18 protein-coding genes and 1 pseudogene are annotated in these 17,743 nt (G+C 62.1%); 14 read left to right on the top strand and 5 right to left on the bottom strand.

Annotation, left to right across the window (positions count from 1 at the left end; genetic code table 11):
• Positions 1-32 precede the first annotated feature (32 nt).
• The 13 genes from L1F31_RS18835 (at position 33) to L1F31_RS18895 (ending at position 12,453) form a co-directional block, all read left to right on the top strand.
• Entirely contained in the window at positions 33-5,624 is a 5,592-nt protein-coding gene (locus L1F31_RS18835; protein ID WP_265420518.1) for a helicase-related protein, read from the top strand.
• Between the two features lie 58 nt (positions 5,625-5,682).
• A complete protein-coding gene (locus L1F31_RS18840; protein WP_265420519.1) occupies positions 5,683-5,892 on the top strand; it encodes a hypothetical protein in 210 nt (69 codons plus the stop codon).
• A gap of 12 nt (positions 5,893-5,904) precedes the next feature.
• Positions 5,905-6,480: a hypothetical protein gene (locus L1F31_RS18845; RefSeq protein WP_265420520.1), complete on the top strand. Its 576-nt coding sequence runs from the start codon at positions 5,905-5,907 to the stop codon at positions 6,478-6,480.
• Entirely contained in the window at positions 6,477-7,397 is a 921-nt protein-coding gene (locus tag L1F31_RS18850; protein WP_265420521.1) for a CPBP family intramembrane glutamic endopeptidase, read from the top strand. Before L1F31_RS18845 ends, L1F31_RS18850 begins: the two co-directional genes overlap by 4 nt.
• A 28-nt stretch (positions 7,398-7,425) precedes the next feature.
• Positions 7,426-7,776, top strand: coding sequence for a hypothetical protein (locus L1F31_RS18855; protein ID WP_265420522.1), 351 nt, complete (start codon positions 7,426-7,428; stop codon positions 7,774-7,776).
• Positions 7,777-8,456: 680 nt separating this feature from the next.
• On the top strand, positions 8,457-8,729 hold the full coding sequence (locus L1F31_RS18860) for a hypothetical protein (RefSeq protein ID WP_265420523.1): 273 nt from the start codon (positions 8,457-8,459) through the stop codon (positions 8,727-8,729).
• Positions 8,730-8,789: 60 nt separating this feature from the next.
• On the top strand, positions 8,790-9,383 hold the full coding sequence (locus L1F31_RS18865) for a DUF6349 family protein (protein WP_265420524.1): 594 nt from the start codon (positions 8,790-8,792) through the stop codon (positions 9,381-9,383).
• Between the two features lie 89 nt (positions 9,384-9,472).
• Positions 9,473-9,742, top strand: a complete 270-nt coding sequence (locus L1F31_RS18870; protein WP_265420525.1) for a hypothetical protein — start codon at positions 9,473-9,475, stop codon at positions 9,740-9,742.
• Positions 9,743-9,798: 56 nt separating this feature from the next.
• Positions 9,799-10,029: a hypothetical protein gene (locus tag L1F31_RS18875; protein WP_265420526.1), complete on the top strand. Its 231-nt coding sequence runs from the start codon at positions 9,799-9,801 to the stop codon at positions 10,027-10,029.
• Between the two features lie 14 nt (positions 10,030-10,043).
• Entirely contained in the window at positions 10,044-10,289 is a 246-nt protein-coding gene (locus tag L1F31_RS18880) for a hypothetical protein (protein ID WP_265420527.1), read from the top strand.
• Positions 10,282-10,803, top strand: a complete 522-nt coding sequence (locus L1F31_RS18885; protein WP_265420528.1) for a hypothetical protein — start codon at positions 10,282-10,284, stop codon at positions 10,801-10,803. Before L1F31_RS18880 ends, L1F31_RS18885 begins: the two co-directional genes overlap by 8 nt.
• A 352-nt stretch (positions 10,804-11,155) precedes the next feature.
• A complete protein-coding gene (locus L1F31_RS18890) occupies positions 11,156-11,527 on the top strand; it encodes a hypothetical protein (RefSeq protein WP_265420529.1) in 372 nt (123 codons plus the stop codon).
• A 113-nt stretch (positions 11,528-11,640) separates the two neighbouring features.
• Positions 11,641-12,453 carry an abortive infection family protein gene (locus L1F31_RS18895; RefSeq protein ID WP_265420530.1) on the top strand — a complete coding sequence of 271 codons (813 nt, stop codon included), beginning with the start codon at positions 11,641-11,643 and terminating at the stop codon, positions 12,451-12,453.
• Positions 12,454-12,521: 68 nt separating this feature from the next.
• Here the strand turns inward: L1F31_RS18895 and L1F31_RS18900 are convergent.
• Positions 12,522-13,837: pseudogene (locus L1F31_RS18900) on the bottom strand (ISL3 family transposase).
• Between L1F31_RS18900 and L1F31_RS18905 the strand changes: the two are divergent.
• On the top strand, positions 13,739-14,467 hold the full coding sequence (locus tag L1F31_RS18905; protein WP_265420537.1) for a DUF6642 family protein: 729 nt from the start codon (positions 13,739-13,741) through the stop codon (positions 14,465-14,467). The pseudogene L1F31_RS18900 and the gene L1F31_RS18905 overlap by 99 nt on opposite strands.
• 98 nt (positions 14,468-14,565) lie before the next feature.
• Here L1F31_RS18905 and L1F31_RS18910 read toward each other — a convergent pair whose 3' ends face one another.
• From L1F31_RS18910 to phnD, 4 genes are all read right to left on the bottom strand, one after another.
• Positions 14,566-15,321: a GntR family transcriptional regulator gene (locus L1F31_RS18910; RefSeq protein ID WP_265420531.1), complete on the bottom strand. Its 756-nt coding sequence runs from the start codon at positions 15,319-15,321 to the stop codon at positions 14,566-14,568.
• Positions 15,318-16,352: a phosphonate dehydrogenase gene (locus L1F31_RS18915; protein WP_265420532.1), complete on the bottom strand. Its 1,035-nt coding sequence runs from the start codon at positions 16,350-16,352 to the stop codon at positions 15,318-15,320. Before L1F31_RS18915 ends, L1F31_RS18910 begins: the two co-directional genes overlap by 4 nt.
• The gene (gene phnE, locus L1F31_RS18920; protein WP_137319275.1) at positions 16,349-17,182 is read right to left on the bottom strand and encodes a phosphonate ABC transporter, permease protein PhnE; all 834 of its coding nucleotides are present in this window, start codon (positions 17,180-17,182) and stop codon (positions 16,349-16,351) included. Before phnE ends, L1F31_RS18915 begins: the two co-directional genes overlap by 4 nt.
• Positions 17,179-17,743, bottom strand: a 565-nt coding sequence (gene phnD / locus L1F31_RS18925; RefSeq protein ID WP_265420533.1) for a phosphate/phosphite/phosphonate ABC transporter substrate-binding protein, incomplete at its 5' end; no start/stop codon positions are given. The genes phnE and phnD, both read right to left, overlap by 4 nt.

Raw genomic sequence — 17,743 nt, forward strand, 5'->3', positions numbered from 1 at the left:
CATGGTTCCCTGTTTCTCGCTAACGTGGGGGCATGGCACGCGGACGTAAAAATACCCCCACAGAGGGCCAGCTAGACATTTTCGACGCGCTCATGGACATCGAATCCGAGGACCGTGAGCTCACACCAGGAGAGGACCAGTCCAATGAGAACGACGAACGACGTGCAGGAGTACGTGCAGAAGTTCGCTCCGAAGAAGTACAGCACGATTCAGGACCCGGAGACCTATTTTCATTCCTTGCTCCAGGAGCTGCAGAACGCGGAACTGGATCTGATCGAGGCAATGCCACCGGAACCCAAGAGCGAGGATCCGCTGACGATCATCGGTCAGCACCGAGCGAACGTGAACCGGGCAGCCGAGATCGCGTGGCAGGAGATCGTGCTCGACAGATTCCCGGCGGAGGTCGACGAGACCGGCCAGCCCCTGGAGAACTGACCCCAGAAGCCACAGAAACATTCGCTGAAAGGCCACAGGAGACCGCAGAAGCGTTCCGCCTGCAGTCCAGCGACCAGTACGCACCCTCGGGGGCGAAAAGCCGCTACAGGGCCAATATTGAGGCCATCCGCACCGTCCGGACCCTCGAAGCCGAAGCCCGTCCGGCCACACGCCCTGAGCAGGAAACCCTGGCCGCGTGGTCGTCCTGGGGAGCGGTGGCCGACGTCTTCGACTCCCGGAAAGACAATTGGGCCGCAGAGCGCGCAGAGTTGCGCGACCTCCTCACCGACGAGGAATACGACGCTGCGCAACGCACCACGATCAACGCCCACTACACCGACCCCCGCCTGGTCACGGCCATGTGGGACAGCCTTGAGAAGTTGGGCATCTCCGAGGGCCGTGTCCTCGAGCCAGGCTCCGGCTCCGGTAACTACATCGGCACAGCGCCTGAAGCAATGACTATGGTCGGGGTCGAACTCGACCCGCTGACAGCCTCCATCGCCCGTCACCTTTACCCTCAAGCTGACGTCCGCACCGAGTCATTCGCTCATACGCTCATCCGCCCGGGGGAGTACGACGCCGCGATCGGCAACGTCCCGTTTGGTGACATCAAGCTCACTGACCCGACATGGAACCCCGACCGCCGGTTCTCCATGCACAACCACTTCATGCGTAAAGCCGCCGGCGGCCTCCACGAGGGCGGCGTCATGGTGATGCTCACCAGCTCCTACTCGATGGACACACAGAACCCGGCATTCCGGGCCGAGATGTCGAAAGACACTGACTTCCTCGGGGCCGTCCGGCTTCCGTCGGGATCACATCGACGGACCGCCGGCACCGACGTGGTCACCGACGTTCTCGTCTTCCGCAAACGACTCCAGGGCGAAGAACCCACCGCTGAGACCAGGCAATGGGTCAAGACCAGCCACATCGAGGTCACCGACTCACAAGGCATCGTGAAGAGTCCCCGGACGAATGACTACTTCATCGCCCACCCAGAGAATGTCCTCGGCGAGTACGGCATCGGCGGACAGTTCTCCAACCAGCTCACGGTCACCGCGCCCTCACTGGATGACGTTCCCGACCAGCTGCGCGATCGCCTCGACTCCATCATCGGCCACGCCAACGCTCAAGGCAGAGGCTACGTCCCGCTGAGCACCGAAGCGCAAGCAGAACGTCGCGAAGAACTCGCCCACGCCACGAAGCTCACCGCTGGCACACTCACCGTTGAGAACGGAGAGATCAAGCAGGTCTCGCCGACCCAGACCCTGCGCCCGTTCGATGTTCCCAAGTCACGGCAGGCGGAACTGAAATCCCTGCTGGGGATCCGCGACGCCATGAGCGCGGTCATCCAAGACCAGGCCTCAACCGTCGCCGACACCGACGCCTCGATCGAGCTGCGCGAAAACGCCCGTGCCCTCTGGGAAGCTCACGTCGAGAAATACGGGCCGATCAACCGGTTCACAAGCAAGTGGGTCGAGAAAGAACAGGACAACCCGCTCACCGGCGAGCGGGAGACGGTGCGCGTTGAGAAGCGCACACCGCCCCCGGTCAATCGGTTTGCTCGTCGTGACCCGATGTGGTCGCTGGTGGCCGCTACTGAGAACTTCAATGAAGACACCCAAGAGGCCACACCAGCGGATATCCTCACCCGTCGCACGGTCTCGGTCCATCGGCCCCTGCTCGGCGCTGACACTCCAGAAGAAGCGCTGGCTCTCGTCCTCGACGACACCGGCCGTGCCGACATCGACCAGGTCGCCGCTCGTCTGGGCACCGATCCCGCTGACGCGCGTACCCAGTTGGGCACACTCGTCTTCGACGATCCCGACTCCGAAGAAATCATCACCCGTGCTGAGTACCTGTCAGGGCATGTCCGCGACAAGCTCGACCGTGCCTTGGCCAAAGCGGAGGAAGAACCCGACGCTGGCTGGGACGTCAACGTCGCTGCCCTCGAAGCGGTTATCCCCGAAGACGTCCCCATCGGGGATATCGAAGCGCAGGTCGGGGCCGTGTGGATTCCGGCTGCAGATCACGAACAGTTCCTCCAGGAACTTACCGGAGACGTTCACGCCACCGTCGAAAACCATGGCGCCGGCTATTGGACGGTCAAAGGCTCTCGTAACGGACGGGCCGGAGCACGAGCCACCGCCGAATGGGGAACAGACCGGCGACCAGCTCATGACCTGTTCGAGTCCCTGGTCTCTGCATCGGAAATCAAGGTTGAAGACACCGTCCATGACGGCTTTGGCAACAAGAGCCGCGTTCCCAACGAGACTGAAACCCAAGCAGCTAAAGACAAAGCTGACGCGATCGCCGAACGCTTCTCCGAATGGGTGTGGGAAGACACCGACCGAGCCGAACGCCTCTCGGCCGCCTATAACCGGCAGTTCAACTCCCTCGTCGCCCGCGACTACACCGAAGAAGGCGAACGTCTGACCCTGCCGGGTCTCGCCGCGGATTTCACCCCAGACCCACACCAGCGCACCGCCGTGGCCCGGATGGTCAACGAACAAGCCGTCGGACTCTTCCACCAAGTCGGAGCCGGCAAAACCGCCGCGACGGTCATGGGAGCCATGGAACTCAAACGCCGAGGCCTGATCAACAAGCCTGCCGTTTTGGTGCCCGGACACATGCTCGCTCAGTTCACCCGCGAATGGCAGCAACTCTATCCGCAGGCCAAGCTGCTCTCTGCCGGAGCTGACGACATGAAAGTCGTCAAAGGTGACAAGACGGCTCGCCGCCAGTTCGTCGCCCAGGCAGCTGCCAACAACTGGGACGGCATCATCATGACGCATTCGGCCTTCGAGAAGCTCGACGTCACCGATGCCACCCTGACGGCCTACATGAATAAGAACATCTCCGAGCTGCGCGACGCCTACGAGATCATGCGCGATGACCCGGAAGCCAAATTCACCGGCACCGTCAAGCAGATCGAGAACCGCATCGCCAAGCAAGAAGCCCGCTTGGAAAAGGCTCTCGACGGCAGAGACGTCGACGGCCTGACGATCACCGACACGGGCATCGACTATCTCGCAATCGACGAGGCGCACCTGTTCAAGAACCTCAACACCGTCTCATCCATCCCCGGTGCAAGCATCCAAGGTTCTCAGCGAGCCACTGACATGGAGATGAAAATCGGGCACCTCCGTGACACCTACGGCTCCCGAGTCGTGACCATGGCTACCGGAACCCCGATCGCCAACTCCATCAGCGAAGCGCACGTGATGATGCGCTACCTCCGCCCTGACCTGTTGGAGAAGACGGGCGTGAGCGCGTTCGACGATTGGGCAAAGACATTCGGGGAGACAGTCTCTCGGCCCGAACGTAATGCTGCCGGGCAGCTCGTATTCAAAGAACGGTTCGCCAAGTTCAAGAACGTGCCTGAAATGCTCGGAGCTTGGCAGCAATTCGCTGACGTGAAGATGTCCGAAGATCTCAACCTCGGTGTCCCCGACATGGTGCTCAACTCCGACGGGCAGCGCCGACCTCAAATCGAAGTCATTGCCCGGTCGAACACCTTGGCACGGTACATGGAATCGCTTGAGGCCCGCCTCGACCGCCTCGCGGCCGCCGGCGGCCGCCCAGAGAAAGGCGAAGACAATCACCTGACCGTCTACGGAGATGGCCGCAAAGCCGGCCTCGACCCACGACTCGTCGGCGAAGACCCCGGAGGGGAATATCTCAAAGTCGACAAAGTCGCAGCCAACATCGCTGAAATCTGGCGCGAGAACAAAGACACGATCTACCCCCTCGAATCCGGGGCAGGCGATTCGGAGAACCCCGGAGCCTTGCAAATCGTGTTCTGTGACCTCTCGACTCCGAACCCGACGAAGTGGAACTTCTACGATCAACTCAAATCCGATCTGACGGCCAAACATGGAATGGACCGCGACCGGATCCGCTTCATTCACGAAGCGAAGAACGACGGGCAGAAGAACGAACTGTTCCGTCAAGCCCGCAACGGAGAGATCGACGTTCTCATCGGGTCGACGCAGCGCATGGGCACAGGCGCGAACATTCAGCTCCGCGCCAAGGCGCTCCATCACGTTGACTGCCCCTGGCGACCGGATGAGGTCACTCAGCGCGAGGGCCGCATCATCCGCCGTGGCAACGCCAACGACGAAGTTCACGTCATCCGGTACGCCACCGACGACTCGTTCGACTCCACCGCGTGGGGAACCATTGCCCGCAAGGCGGCACCCATCCAGCAGATCATGCGCGGACGCATCGACGTTCGAGAACTCGATGACCCCGGCAACATGGAACTCGATGCCAAGACCATCATGGGCGCGGCCTCAGGCAACCCGCTGATCCTGGAGAAAGTCGAACTCGAAGCCGAAGTGGACACACTTCAGCGCCAGTTGCGGTCCCATGACCGGCAGGAACAGGCCAACCAGCACAAGCTCAATGTCGCCACGAACCAGAACCTATTCGCTGTTGAAGCTCAACCCGAGATTGCCTCGATGATCGAACGCACACGCATTCCCGATGACTTCACCGCGACCGTCAATGGCCGGACTTACGACAAGCGCACCGACGCGACCGCTGCGCTCATCAGCGACGTCGTTGACCTCGCAGGAAACGGCCGCCGAGCGGCTTTTCATCTGGCGAACGAAGAACGCGCCGGCCTCATGCAACTGCACGGTCACGACATCGGGTGGAGAGTCAGCGCTGGACCGGCGGTGAATGCGCAAGTGATCTTCACGCTCGACGGGTCGGATTTGGATAAGACGAAAGTCGCCTATCCCTGGACTGATCTTGTCAAAGAATCGGCACCGAACGTTGTTGTCTCCCTCGAAAACCGCATCAAGGCTCTCCCGAAGCTCGGCGACGAGCTCAAGCAGCTCGAAGCCACGAGTACCGCCGAAATCGCTACCCTGACTCCCAAGGTCGGGCAGCCTTTCGCACACGAGAGTGAGCTTGCTGAACTGAAAGCCAAGCTCGAAGAGGTCAACACGAAACTCAACCTCAGTACCAACCAACCAGGCTCTGACGGTGGGAGTCCGGAACGCGGGGGAGTCGATGCGCAGGCCCGGGCGGTTCTCGAGCAGGTCAGTAAGAACCGTGCGACTCCTGGACAAGAACTAGCCCATGACGGTACTTCGACGTGGGACAAGCCCGAATCGTACCGGGATCGCACCTCCGCGACGGAGAGAAGCCGCGGGGTGCCCGAACACGAAAGAAACTAAGTAGAGCACTATAAAAGTATGTACAGTTGCAGTATCATATGAGTGTTGGGAGGCCTATATGAATGCTGATTATTGTTCTGATGATGAACAGTATTTATCGCAACAGTCATTGACCTGTGCGCAATCCTGGCTGGCCGCGCGGAAGTTGCCGGCTGACCCGGAATCAGCGCAGGAGATGATTGCGGCCTACTATCCCGGTGGGCTGCACTGGTTCATCGCGCAACACCTCATCTCTCCCGACGACACTGAAATGCCAGCCCACCCATAGGAGTGATCACCAGTGGCTATCCCGACCGTCTTTCCCGTCAAGTACAAGTGCGGCCACACCGAAAAGCGTGACCTGTCACGAGTGGCCCCGTCGAAGCGCAAGTCATTGGCCGAGTCAGACTTCTTCGCAACCAAGGCAGGGAAGAACGATGACGGCCTGGTTTGCAAGAACTGCTTCAATGCGGAGCGCGAGAACGACACCGAAGCCTTTCTGAAACAGCTCATGCTCGACACCGAAGCCTTTGAGGCCGAACACGGACTACCGGAACTCACCGGCACCGACAAGCAGATCAGCTCAGGGCTGGTGGAGTCGGCACGCAAGGACCGCTTCACCGTCCTCGACACGATCGCCAACGACGAAGAATACGCCGATCAATTCCCCACCGTGCTCGAAGCCGCGCAGACGCTGACATGGGGCGGCTGGTGGACGAACAATCTCGGCTTCAAGACTCGCAAAGACAACGAATACGGTCCCGAAGAATTCGTCGAACTCATCATCGACGGAGCCGAAGAAGAAGCCAAACGCGCCCCCTCCGCAAGAGCCGAACCAGAGAACCCCCACGACTGGAACCCCAAAGAAGCCCAGTGACCCAGGTAGCGGCCCGATCGCCGGGCAGTGAGAAGGCGCGGCGTCGACGCGGGAAGAAGCTGTGGGCCAAACGCGTCGACGCCGAGATCCAACGGGATCTGCTCACAGACCGCCTCGGCATCACGGCCCTGCCTAAAGGCCCGAGCCGCACCAGGCAACGCGTGGTTGCGTGGGCACTGATCGTATTTGTGTACCTACTCGGCTGGGGGACGTCGACACAAGCGGCATTCACCATGCTGCTCAATGACGGGCACTACCCGAGAGGGCCATACACCGCCGGAGTGTTCCTGACGAACCTGGTGCCCGATGCGCTCGTGATCGTAGCCGCGGTGCTCGGTATCATATGGTTCCTTCCGCGCACCAGCGCACGGACAGCCGCCTGGAAGACATCACTGCGCACCGTGCCCATCTACCACGCCTTACCGCTGGTGGTGATGCTGTCGGCTGCTGGTGTCTCGACCATTGTCGGCCTCGAGACCTATGACTATCCGCCGAGAGAGTACCCCACTGATGCACTTGTGATGATGCGAGCGATCGACTCGGCCATGGCCGGCCCCTGTGAGGAACTCGCCTTGCTGGCTCTGCCCGTGATCGCACTGCGCCGCCTCGGCTACTCCTGGACGGTCGTGTGCATCGTTGCCTCCTGCCTGCGAGTACCGTTTCACATGTATTACGGGTGGGGATCCATCCTGTTCGCGCTCTGGGCAATCGGCGCTGTATTCCTCTACCGCCGCACCTGTGCCATCGGAGCGATCGTGTTCTCCCACGCGCTGCACAACTTCGTCATCGGCCTCGACCCTCTTGTGCCGGGGATCTGGCAAACCAACATTATTGTCTGCGTCCTCGCAGTGCCCGTGCTTCTGGGATACTTGCACCGGCAAAGGAAGCGGCTCAGACAGGCCTACGCAAGGCACTAAGCCGGTGCGGAGCAGAGGGGATGACGTAGTGACCGAGCAGCCAGGGGAGAGCGTCGAGCGAGCCACCAAGGTGTCCCACGAGGCGAAAGCCCTCTCCCAAGCTCAACTGTCACGAACGCACCCGTCCGACATTCCTCCGCTGACCCACGAAATCGCCGACACCCTCGACTCTCTCAAACAGGTCACAGCTCAACTGAGCTGGTGGCACAGCCGAGCCGTCAACGGCAGTGACTACGCGCCAGACGAGGGAGCGAACCTTGGAATCGAAGACGCCGCCGCGCAGCTCCTAGCCGCCTCCCGATTCCTCTCAGCCGCGCGAGACGCTGTCACCGCCGCCGAGACAGCCACCCGATCAGTCCGCTGGAAACGTCGGCACTGAACTCGGGACGAGTCGGCAGTCACTGCCGCCGTATCCGAACGTCGCCAGGCTGGAGCCATGCACCGAGGGTCGAACACCGGCGATCCGGTATCCGGACGTAGATCGAGCCATCGAATCCTTTCCGCGTCGCAGTCGCATCGACCCACTCCTCGCCGTCGTGCTCCCATTCGAGGCGAACACGCACCGCAACAGGGGGACGGTCTTGGAACGAGGGCCGTGCCGGCTCCTGATTGCGGATCTTCTGCCAGTACCGCCAGGTGGCAGTTCCCCAATCGCCAGATTCGTTCATGCGTTCTATTATGCGTTGACTGGGGGAGTGATCAAGCTGCCGCCCAAAATCCCTCCGCTTCGCTCCGGCATTTCGGTTGCCCTGAAAAGATCAACTGCCGCACTGGGGGAGTGGTTGCGGTCTGTACGACGTTCACAAAGCAGTGACCAACCGAGGACTGACCTGCGTGTAGCTGAGACTGCAAAGACAAGAGAATCGGTTATTCCAGCGCAAGAACAGTGACATGACGGCAGAGGCAAGCAAGCAGGAGAGGGGGACGAGGGGGCCGTCCCAGCGCACCCATAAATCTTGCAATATTTCTTTCTTCTTTTCTTGCACACCCTCATATGAGGGTGTAGACTGGAGGTGTAGCCAGGGGGACGGACCCCGGCACAACCGAAAGGAAAGAATCATGGCGAACATCGTCTTCATCAACACCGACAACCTCGACACCGACAACGACGAGAGCGTTGAGGTTCACGCACCCAACTGCCGGCACCTCGCCCGCCACCGAGGCAACCCGTTCTTCGAGGTCGGCGAGCCGGAGGAATGGGACTCCGCGCAGGCATTCTTCGATGACTACAACGAAGCCTTCATTGCCGAGGACGGGCCAGACGGAGCCTGGGATATTCGCTTCCTGCCCTGCTCGGGACTGGTCAGCAAGTCCACCGTCATCACGGCCTGAGCCACCCGAAACCCCAGCCGGGGGCTTCGGCCCCCGGCTACGCCGCAGGAGGCAGACACCATGACTGAACAGCTCGACATCTTCGCCGCCCTTGAAGCCAATGAACGCGCCGAACGCTCCGCTCACCTACCCCGCACATTCATCGCCAGCGACGAGTACACCCCGCAGGAACTCGCAGACGCAAAAACAGCATGGTGGGACGAGCACTGGCACATGAAGCAGCCACCGGCCCCGCGCATGTGGGAGCACTCCATCTGCCAGCCGTTCGGCTCCGGCACCGCCCACTCTGTCTGGGTTATGGCCGCAGACCTTGGATGCCGCCACTTCAACACAGACTGCTACTGCGTCGGGGATCGCGTCTACCGGGCCTACTGCTCAGACTGCCAGTGGTGGACACCTATCGCTGGGCACGAGGACGAGGCCATCCGCGCCTACCACGATCACTGCTGGCCAGGATGGCGGAGCCTGCCGATCTGCACGCACCCGAACCCTGAAAAGCCACCGAAGCTCCCTGCCGACTATCCGCAGGAATGGCAGGTGACGGGTGCGCCGATCCTCACCCATCGGACATGGCCGGGCACACGGAATGTCCCTGGCCGGTCGCCCTTTGGTGGCTATGACATGGCCGACCCGAAATGCCTTGAAAAGATCTGACCCATCCTCTTGCTACACCCTCTTATGGGGGTGTAGACTGGAGGTGTAGCCAGGGGGACGGACCCCGGCACAACCGAAAGGAACAGGCAATGCTTGCAACAGCCACCATCACCCGCGAACGCCGGGAACTCGTTCGCATCGTCAAGGCCGGAATCGCTGACTTCGAGGATTCAGTGCAGAACGACCCGCGCTTCCGCCGCGACTGCCTCACCGACCCGCTGAGCACCTATCGCATCCACCATGAGCGGGTCTACCAGGAGGTCAAAGCCGCCGCGAGCGAAGACCGCGAGCCGCACTTCACCGGCGACATGGAACTCTACTTCGACCGCCTGGTCTACGACGGACTCAACGCAGTCTGACCCCGACCCTCTCGCCGGGGGCTTCGGCCCCCGGCCCCACCAACGGAGACACCGCCATGAACAAGCAACGCAGGAAGCAACTGACGCAGATCCTCGACGCACTCACCGAGACCCGCGAATCACTCGATGAGCTGCATACCGAAGAACAAGACGCATACGACAACATGCCCGAGGGACTGCAGGAATCCGAACGCGGTCAGGCAATCAGCGAGACAGCCGGCGACCTCGAGAACGCCGTCAACGAACTCGACTCCATCATCGACACACTGACCGACCACACCGACTGAACGGAGCTGACACCATGAGCGCGAAGTACACCGCCGAGGGATCGGTCTGGATCAACGAGGGCGGCAGGATCGTCTGCCGCGACCACGGAGGCTCCTACCTCACCGCCGCAATCGTCAAGGGAAAAGGTCCGCACATCTTCACACCCCTTGAAGACTGGCTCTACCACCCACCCGAGGTGGCGGAGCATTACGACTTCAACTGTGAAGACTGCGGGGGACGCACCACACACCGAGCAGGCAAAGGGGGAGACGATGAATGACCAGCTCGACCTGCTCGACCAAATTGCAGGAGAGACGCGCGGCACCGACGCGCAAGACCGCGCACGCAAGCAGACCGTGCTCGTCGCCCTCCGCGACCACATGTCGAACTCGCTACAGTTCGTCGCCGCCCTCGGCCCCGACTGGCAACTCAACTACAGCCACTACGGAATCACCGACAGCACCCATTGCGAATGGAACCAGCACGGACTCCGTGTCAGCACCGGCAGAGACACTGCTTATATGCCTTGGGACGAACTGGCAGAACTAGTCGAAAACCACCCGGCCCGACCCGGCGTGGTCGACTATTACCGGAGCGTGCCACACGAGAAGTCCATCGCGTTCGCGCAGCACTCATTCTCTCTCACCCGGCCACACGAGCTCTCGACCGAGCCAGCACCGCACCAATCCTGGATCGACGATGACCACAATCGCCCCGGCTGGAATGACAGGCTGGAAGCCTGGACAACCACCATCACCATTCTCAACAACGCTCTGAAAGAGGTAAACGCATGATTCAGTGGGTAGAAGAACCAATGCAAATAGAGGGAATGGGGATACGGCCTTGTGACCGTCTCGTTCTAGACCCCGATGATCCTCAAATCGCTTTCCACCTCAAACGCGAACCAGAACTAGCCGCCCGGTTAGAACAAATTGGCGCACTCGGCGAATCGCACGAGATCACCGCATCTAGTAGAGACTTGGAGAACCGACAAGTCTCGGTGAGGATCAAGATCGAGAATGATGGGACCGACGTGTGGCTCGCATTTCACATGGAAGCCTCTTTGTCCATCATCCGGTGCATCAAGCATGTTCCCAGCACCAAGGCTCCTTTCACATACGACTACTAGACCGTGGAGAATCCATCATGAACAACGCTGAAATGCGTTCCCGCCTGACTCTGCTCGGCTTGAGTCTGAAGCAGCTCTCGACCATCACTGGGTGGGACTACCGAGAACTGCGCCGCACCGCCAACGGAGTCCGGCCGGTCTCGCCGCGAACGCAAGAGATGATCGAACGCCTCGAAGCACTAGCTGACGAACACCTCGCAACCATGCAGGCCACCACTGACGAGGGCAACTCCGTTGTGATCCCGCACTTCTCTGATGAGGGCCAAGCCCCGTACTTCGAGGCCGGGGGAGTGATGCCAGGTTCATACTGGCACGCACTCGCAGGCGCGATACTCGCCACCAATGAAGCAGCCACCATCATCTACGTTGCCGATGATGCCGATGAGTAACAGCGTGGATATCACTACTACCTTGTTGACAACACTTTCGCCCCTTGTGGGCGTCGCGCTGGGCGCACTCGTGGTTTTCGCGATCGTACGCGACACCAGGGCATACTTGCTGGATGAGCACAGAGGACATATGGGCCGTAGCCGCATCGTTCGGAGAAATCTTCGCGGTGGAGTCGCCTCCGACCCACAGCGATATGGATGTTGCCTTTAGACGAGCGGGAGTTCTTTCCCCGCAATCCGCGCCAGGGAGTGGCATCTTTTCGATTTCGAAAGCACGCCGGATCACCAATGCGTTCGATCAGGCAGACGAAGGAAAAGTGGACGGACTGATCCGTGCATTGACTTCGTCGCTCGTTGCAAAGCGGGTATTTGAAAAGACGTACGACGAAGTTACGCAGAATCTGCTGGACGAGCTGCGCAGGAACCTGGCGCGCGTCGGGTGGGGGTTAAGCCCGGCAGGCTCCCTCTCCCCTCTGGGGGTAATCGATGTCCAGGTAGGCGGTCGCGAGGCGTTAGAGCACCAAATCAAGCGTCTACGGAATTCGGGTGACGACGTTTCGTTGATTCTCGGCGCGGCAAAAGATTCATTAGAGGCGGGAGCTAAGTTCGTCCTCGAAGAGCGGCAAGAGAGATACCAGCCCGACGAGTCGCTCGAAGCTCTCCTCAATAGAGCGATGAAGTTGGCTGGGATCAGCACGCGCCCCGCCGATGTGAGCAGTGACGCTTCCAAGGCGCTGGCCACTATCAATCAGAGCGTCCCGAAGATAGCGGAGGCTGTTCGGAAAGTTCGCAACGATCAAGGTTCGGGGCACGGGCGCACAGTTATGGCGACTATGAGCATGCCCGAGGCTGCATTCATTCGAGACTTGACACTCAGCGTGGTCAACTTCCTGCTTTCGGAGCACGACGCACACCCTCGATGGTGACTCGTCGCAGTCACGGAGAGTTCGTCGTGCGATGGCAGCGTGCCGGCGGTTGACGCTTACAAAGCGGCTCATCGCAAATGAGAGTGTAGAAGTGGTCTGAATCCTCCGGTGTCCAGCAGTGCCCGGAGGAGGTAGTGGCCCAGATTCCGGAACCCCAGGGCCGTGCCCCTCAAATGCTCGAGGCGGCCGTTGATCGCCTCTGTCGGCCCGTTGCTCGTCCCGGGCCGGTCGAAGTAGGCGAGCACATCAGCAGCCCTGCGTTTCAGCGTTCTCCCCAGCGTGGTCAGCTCCTTCAGTGCTGTCGGCACTCCTGCAGAAAGACTCGCGATGACACTCTTCAGTCGGTCTCTGCCGCGCGTGCGGTCGGGGTCGCGGTACGCGGCCACGATCCGCTGATAGACCCACCACGTGACATCCACCTGTGTGTGCTCCTCAGCAGCGAGCACCGCCTCGAGCCTGCTGGTCTGTTTCTTGGTGAGCAGGTTCGCTCCCGTGAGTAGGACACGACGGATGCCGTAGAGCGGGTCGCCGGACCGGCCCCGGTGCCCGAGCGTCTCCTGCTGGATCCGCTGCCGGCACCGCTCCACAGCGCTACCTGCCAGCGCGACGACGTGGAACGGATCCATCACCGGGGTCGCGTCAGGCAGCTCTTCGGTCGCGGCTGACTTGTAGCCGGCGAACCCATCCATCGCGATCTCCTCGACACCAGCGCGGAATGCCTGTGATTGGGCGGCCAGCCAGGTCTTGAACACCTTCTTCGACCGTCCCTCGACGATGTCCAACAACCGGGAGGGGCCTGTCTTATCGCGGATCGGGGTGAGATCGATGATGACGGTGACGTACTTGCTGCCGAACGGGGTATGCCGCCACACATGCTCATCGACCCCGAGAACCCTCACGCCGTCGAACCTGCTGGGATCATCGACCAGCAGCTGTTGGCCGGTGGCGAGGATCGCGGTGTTGACGGTGTGCCACGCCGCGCCGAGGCCTGCAGCGATTCGACTGATGGACATCCTGTCGATGACGAGGCATTTCAGCGCCCACAGCACCGCCGACCGTGACAGCTTCGCCCGTGGCGCCCCGACCTGGGTGAGGTCTTCCCTCCAGACGCGTGCGCAGTCCGGGCATCGGTAGCGGCGGACGCGCACGTGCAGGATCGTGGGGCGCCAGCCGAGGGGACGTGGACGAGTCTGCGCACCGCGGTTCCGCGGGGAATGCCTTCCGCACCGCACTCGTGGCACCAGGAGTCCTGGAACTCGGTACTGGTGCGGCATTCGAGGACCGCGTGATCGACGTCGACAGCTTGCCCTGTGACAGTCAGGTTGAGGGTATCGAGGAGGCAGAACGCGTCGAGACCAGGGGTCGTGAAGCTAGGCTTGTCCATGTCGAGGTCTTCCGGATGGAGAGTGTAGGAACTTCCATCTTCAGGGAGGCCTCGACGTCTACCCGGGCAACGACACGTGCGGACTCACAGAGCAGGCTCTACACCCTCATTTACGAAGAGCCCGTTAATGACGTGCGAACAGTCCGACCAATGACGCAGGCCCTCGCCGACTCCAAGATCGCGAATTATGTCCACCGTCATATCAACGACGTCGACGACCTCATCAATGGGCTGACTCTGCTCGGACAACGAAAACAGGACAAGTACAATATTGCGTATTTAGCCTGCCACGGTTCGTCAGGCGTCATCGAACTCAGCGGCGATTCATTTTCGCTTGACGAGTTGGCAGGCAGACTACCAAAGGCCGGGATTCTAGAGTCGAAGCTTCTGCATCTGAGCGCGTGCTCGGTACTACACGACGAAGACGCCTGCAAAGCGCTTCTGGACACCAGCGGTGCGCAGGCGATCACCGGGTTCACCAAAGATGTCGATTGGCTCGAATCGCTGGCTTTTGAGCTTTTGATGTTCAACGCATTCGCTGGCTACCAGCGGCTCGGCAATTTTGTTCGCTCCATGAACAAGAACTACGGCGAACTCTCCGAGAGGTTAGGATTTACGGTCATTCGATGATCTTAACGTTCCGCTGGTCCTCCACCTGTTTCCGCGGTTCGTGATGCGCGATAGGAATGACTGGCACGACCGACTGCAGGAGCCCTCTGAACTGTCGCTCACGTGTCGAAATCGATCTCCACGCGGAACACATCCGCCCTCAGCCAGGAGACCGTCAGCTCCACTGGCCGGTGGTCCCGTGCTGCGGCATCTGTTCGCGACCGGATCGAGATGACGGGTGGTCGGCCGGTGAGTCCTAGGTGCTCGGCGACTTCCGGCGGTGCAGGATCGATCGCGACCCCGAACCACCCGCGGACCGGCTGCAGTCCATAATGATCGGCGAGTACTCCGTAGAGCGAAGCCGCCGGATCGAGGACTTGGGTCAGGTCCGGGACAACCGCGGTATCGAAGAAGGACTCAGCGAAGCCCACCAGCTCGTTGTCGATGAACCGGTCACGCGACAGCGCGAGCACTTGGCGCCTCGGGCCGATTCTCATGCGGCGGCGCACATCGGGCGACGGCGACGCCAGCCGCCATCCCGTGGTGCGCACGTCCGGGGTTAGCCCGGCGCTGCGGACGCTCTGACTCCAGGACGGCGGGTGGTGGCGGCTGATGAGGTAGTCGACGCGGCGGGACACGAAGGTTCCGCTGCCCTGCCGCCGGCGCACCAGGTAGCGCCGCTCCAATGCGGCCAGTGCCGCCCTCGCGGTCAGACGGCTGATGCCGAGCTGTTTCGCGAGTTCCTCCTCGGACGGCAGGCGGGTTCCCACCGGCTGGTCCGCGATCTGCTCGGCGAGCGTGTCCGCGGCCGCCAGGTAGACCGGGACTCGGGAGGGCGGCTTCTTCGGCGGCGTGGGGGCGATGGGGTCGATCATAGTGCGTTCATCGTGACACGAACGTCCCTCTGAGGTTGGTTGACCGCACCGTCGGGCACTTGACCGTCGAGTGCCTGCAGAATCGCCCGGGCGGCGTGCTCCTCGATCCTGAGCCGGGCAGAGGCCACTGCCGATCCCAGGTGCGGGGTGAACAGCGTCCGGTCGCCCATGTCGATCAGCTCCTCGGGAATGGCCGCTGGCCGGTCCGGGCGCGACAGGTCCTCGAACTCGAAGACGTCGGCGGCGAACCCGCCGAGGTGCCCGCTGCGTAGGAGTCCGGCCACGGCGCGCTCGTCCACCACCGAACCGCGGCCGACGTTGACCAGCAGTGCGCCCGGTCGCAGCGACTCCAGCCGGTCGCGGTCGAGCAGGTGCAGCGTGCTGTCGTCGAGCGGAGCGCAGACGATCACGGAGTCGCTGCGCTCCAGCAGCTCCGGCAGTTCGACGCGTTCCATCTGAGGCACCTCCTCGCCGGCCGGCGAAGCGGGCGCGGGATCGCAGCAGAGCAGCCGGGCGTCGAATCCCGTGAGCATCCGTGCCACGCCGCGGCCCAGCCGTCCCGCGCCCACGATGCCGATCGTCGATCCGACGAGAGTGCTGCCATAGAGGGTCGGCCGCCACCCCGGCTTGCCGGCGCGCACAGCACGGTCGCCGGCGACGATGTGCCGTGCGAGTCCGATGAGCAGGCCGACCGCGAGCTCTGCCGTGGGCTCGGTGAGGAGATCCTCGACCCGCGTGAGCCAGATTCCACGGTCCGTGCATGCCTCGATGTCGATGTTGTCGTGGCCTTTGAGGGCCCCGGCGACCACCTGCAGCTGCGGGCACCCGTCGAGGAAGTCCGCGTTGATCCGGTCGGGCATGAACACCATCAGTCCGTCGGCCTCGGCTGCACGGTGCCGCACCTCGTCCGCGGACAGGCTGTCGTCGCTCTGGTTGGCGATCACCTTGCACCGCTCGCCCAGCACGTCGAGGATCTGCGGGTGGACCCGGTGGGTGAGGACAACCACCGGGCGATGGGCTTGGTTGATCATTGGAACCTCTTTCGCAGAGCTCCGCCGAGGGCGTCGACGACGGTGACAGTGGCAAGTATGACGAGGAGGATCGCGGCGACCTCGTCGTACTGGAGGGTGCGCAGAGCGGCGATCAGTTCGAAGCCGATGCCCCCGGCGCCGACGACACCCACCACGACCGAGGCGCGGAAGTTGAGCTCCCAGCGGTAGACGGTGACGTCGGCCAGCTGCGGCAGCACCTGCGGCAGGATGCCGTGCAGGATCACCTGTGCAGGTCCGGCCCCGGTGGCGCGGGCCGCCTCGATGGGTGCGTTGTCCGCGTGCTCGATCGCCTCGGCGAAGAACTTGCCGACCATTCCGGCGGAATGGATGCCCAGCGCCAGCGCGCCGGGCAGAGCCCCGAAGCCCACCGCCGCGACGAACACGATGGCCATGATCAGCTCGGGCACGGAACGCAGCACGTTGAGGAAGAGGCGCGCAACCCAGTAGAGCGCCGGATGCGGTGATGTATTGCGGGCCCCGCACAGTGCGAGCGGGACGGAGAGGACCACTGCCAGCGCCGTGGCGGCGATGCTCATGGTCATCGAATCCCACAGCGGGCCCCACCAGCTGTTGATATTGGTGAAGTCCGGCACCCACATCTCGCTGAGCAGGTCGGCGATGTCGGCCAGACCGGTGATCATGCGCGTGCCGTCGAGCATTCCCACGACCCACGCACTCACCACCACGACGACGAGGATGAACCCACCGACGGCGATCGAGCGCTTCCACCCCGACCGTGCATGATCGGAGATCTGCCGGTACTCCTGCTCCCGCTGCTCTTCGAGAGTAGCGCTTCCGGGGCCGCTCACTGGTAGTCCTCGAGGTTGATGTCGAGCAGCGGCGCGAGGTCGCGCACCGCGTCGTAGTCCGCGTCAGTGACCTCTTCGAAGCCGGTGGCGTCGAAGGGTTCGAGCACGGCCGGATCCTCGAGCTCCAGGAACGCCGCGCGCAGCTTCCCCTTGACGTCCTCCGGAAGATTCGACTGCATCGTCCACGGATAGTTGGCGTAGGGCTCGGACTCCTGGACCTTCACAACCTTCTCGGAGTCGATGACGCCCTCCTCGACCATGCGCTCGTAGATGGGCAGGCTCATGCCACCGGCATCGGCGTTGGCATTCTGCACTGCGAGGGCGACTGCGTCGTGAGACCCGACGTGCTGCTCCTCGTAGTCGCCCTGGTCGACGCGCAGGTCGGCCTCTTCAGCGAGCATGGCCTTGGGGATCAGGTGGCTGGACGTGCTCGCCTGGTCTCCCCAGGCCACGGTCCTGCCGGCGACGTCGGCGAGGCTCTCGATTCCCGCGTCGGCATTGGCGATGAACACCGACTGGTACGTCGGGTCCTCGCCGTCGACTTCCTGCAGGGCCGCGAAG

It is taken from the genome of Brevibacterium spongiae (assembly GCF_026168515.1).
GTDB classification, from domain to species: domain Bacteria; phylum Actinomycetota; class Actinomycetes; order Actinomycetales; family Brevibacteriaceae; genus Brevibacterium; species Brevibacterium spongiae.

Coding starts and splice junctions, on each gene's coding strand:
- L1F31_RS18885 (WP_265420528.1), top strand. CDS start 10,282: ATGAATGACCAGCTCGACCTGCTCGACCAAATTGCAGGAGAGACGCGC.
- L1F31_RS18865 (WP_265420524.1), top strand. CDS start 8,790: ATGACTGAACAGCTCGACATCTTCGCCGCCCTTGAAGCCAATGAACGC.
- L1F31_RS18875 (WP_265420526.1), top strand. CDS start 9,799: ATGAACAAGCAACGCAGGAAGCAACTGACGCAGATCCTCGACGCACTC.
- L1F31_RS18895 (WP_265420530.1), top strand. CDS start 11,641: ATGAGCACAGAGGACATATGGGCCGTAGCCGCATCGTTCGGAGAAATC.
- L1F31_RS18840 (WP_265420519.1), top strand. CDS start 5,683: ATGAATGCTGATTATTGTTCTGATGATGAACAGTATTTATCGCAACAG.
- L1F31_RS18890 (WP_265420529.1), top strand. CDS start 11,156: ATGAACAACGCTGAAATGCGTTCCCGCCTGACTCTGCTCGGCTTGAGT.
- L1F31_RS18910 (WP_265420531.1), bottom strand. CDS start 15,321: ATGATCGACCCCATCGCCCCCACGCCGCCGAAGAAGCCGCCCTCCCGA.
- L1F31_RS18880 (WP_265420527.1), top strand. CDS start 10,044: ATGAGCGCGAAGTACACCGCCGAGGGATCGGTCTGGATCAACGAGGGC.
- L1F31_RS18915 (WP_265420532.1), bottom strand. CDS start 16,352: ATGATCAACCAAGCCCATCGCCCGGTGGTTGTCCTCACCCACCGGGTC.
- L1F31_RS18860 (WP_265420523.1), top strand. CDS start 8,457: ATGGCGAACATCGTCTTCATCAACACCGACAACCTCGACACCGACAAC.
- L1F31_RS18835 (WP_265420518.1), top strand. CDS start 33: ATGGCACGCGGACGTAAAAATACCCCCACAGAGGGCCAGCTAGACATT.
- L1F31_RS18870 (WP_265420525.1), top strand. CDS start 9,473: ATGCTTGCAACAGCCACCATCACCCGCGAACGCCGGGAACTCGTTCGC.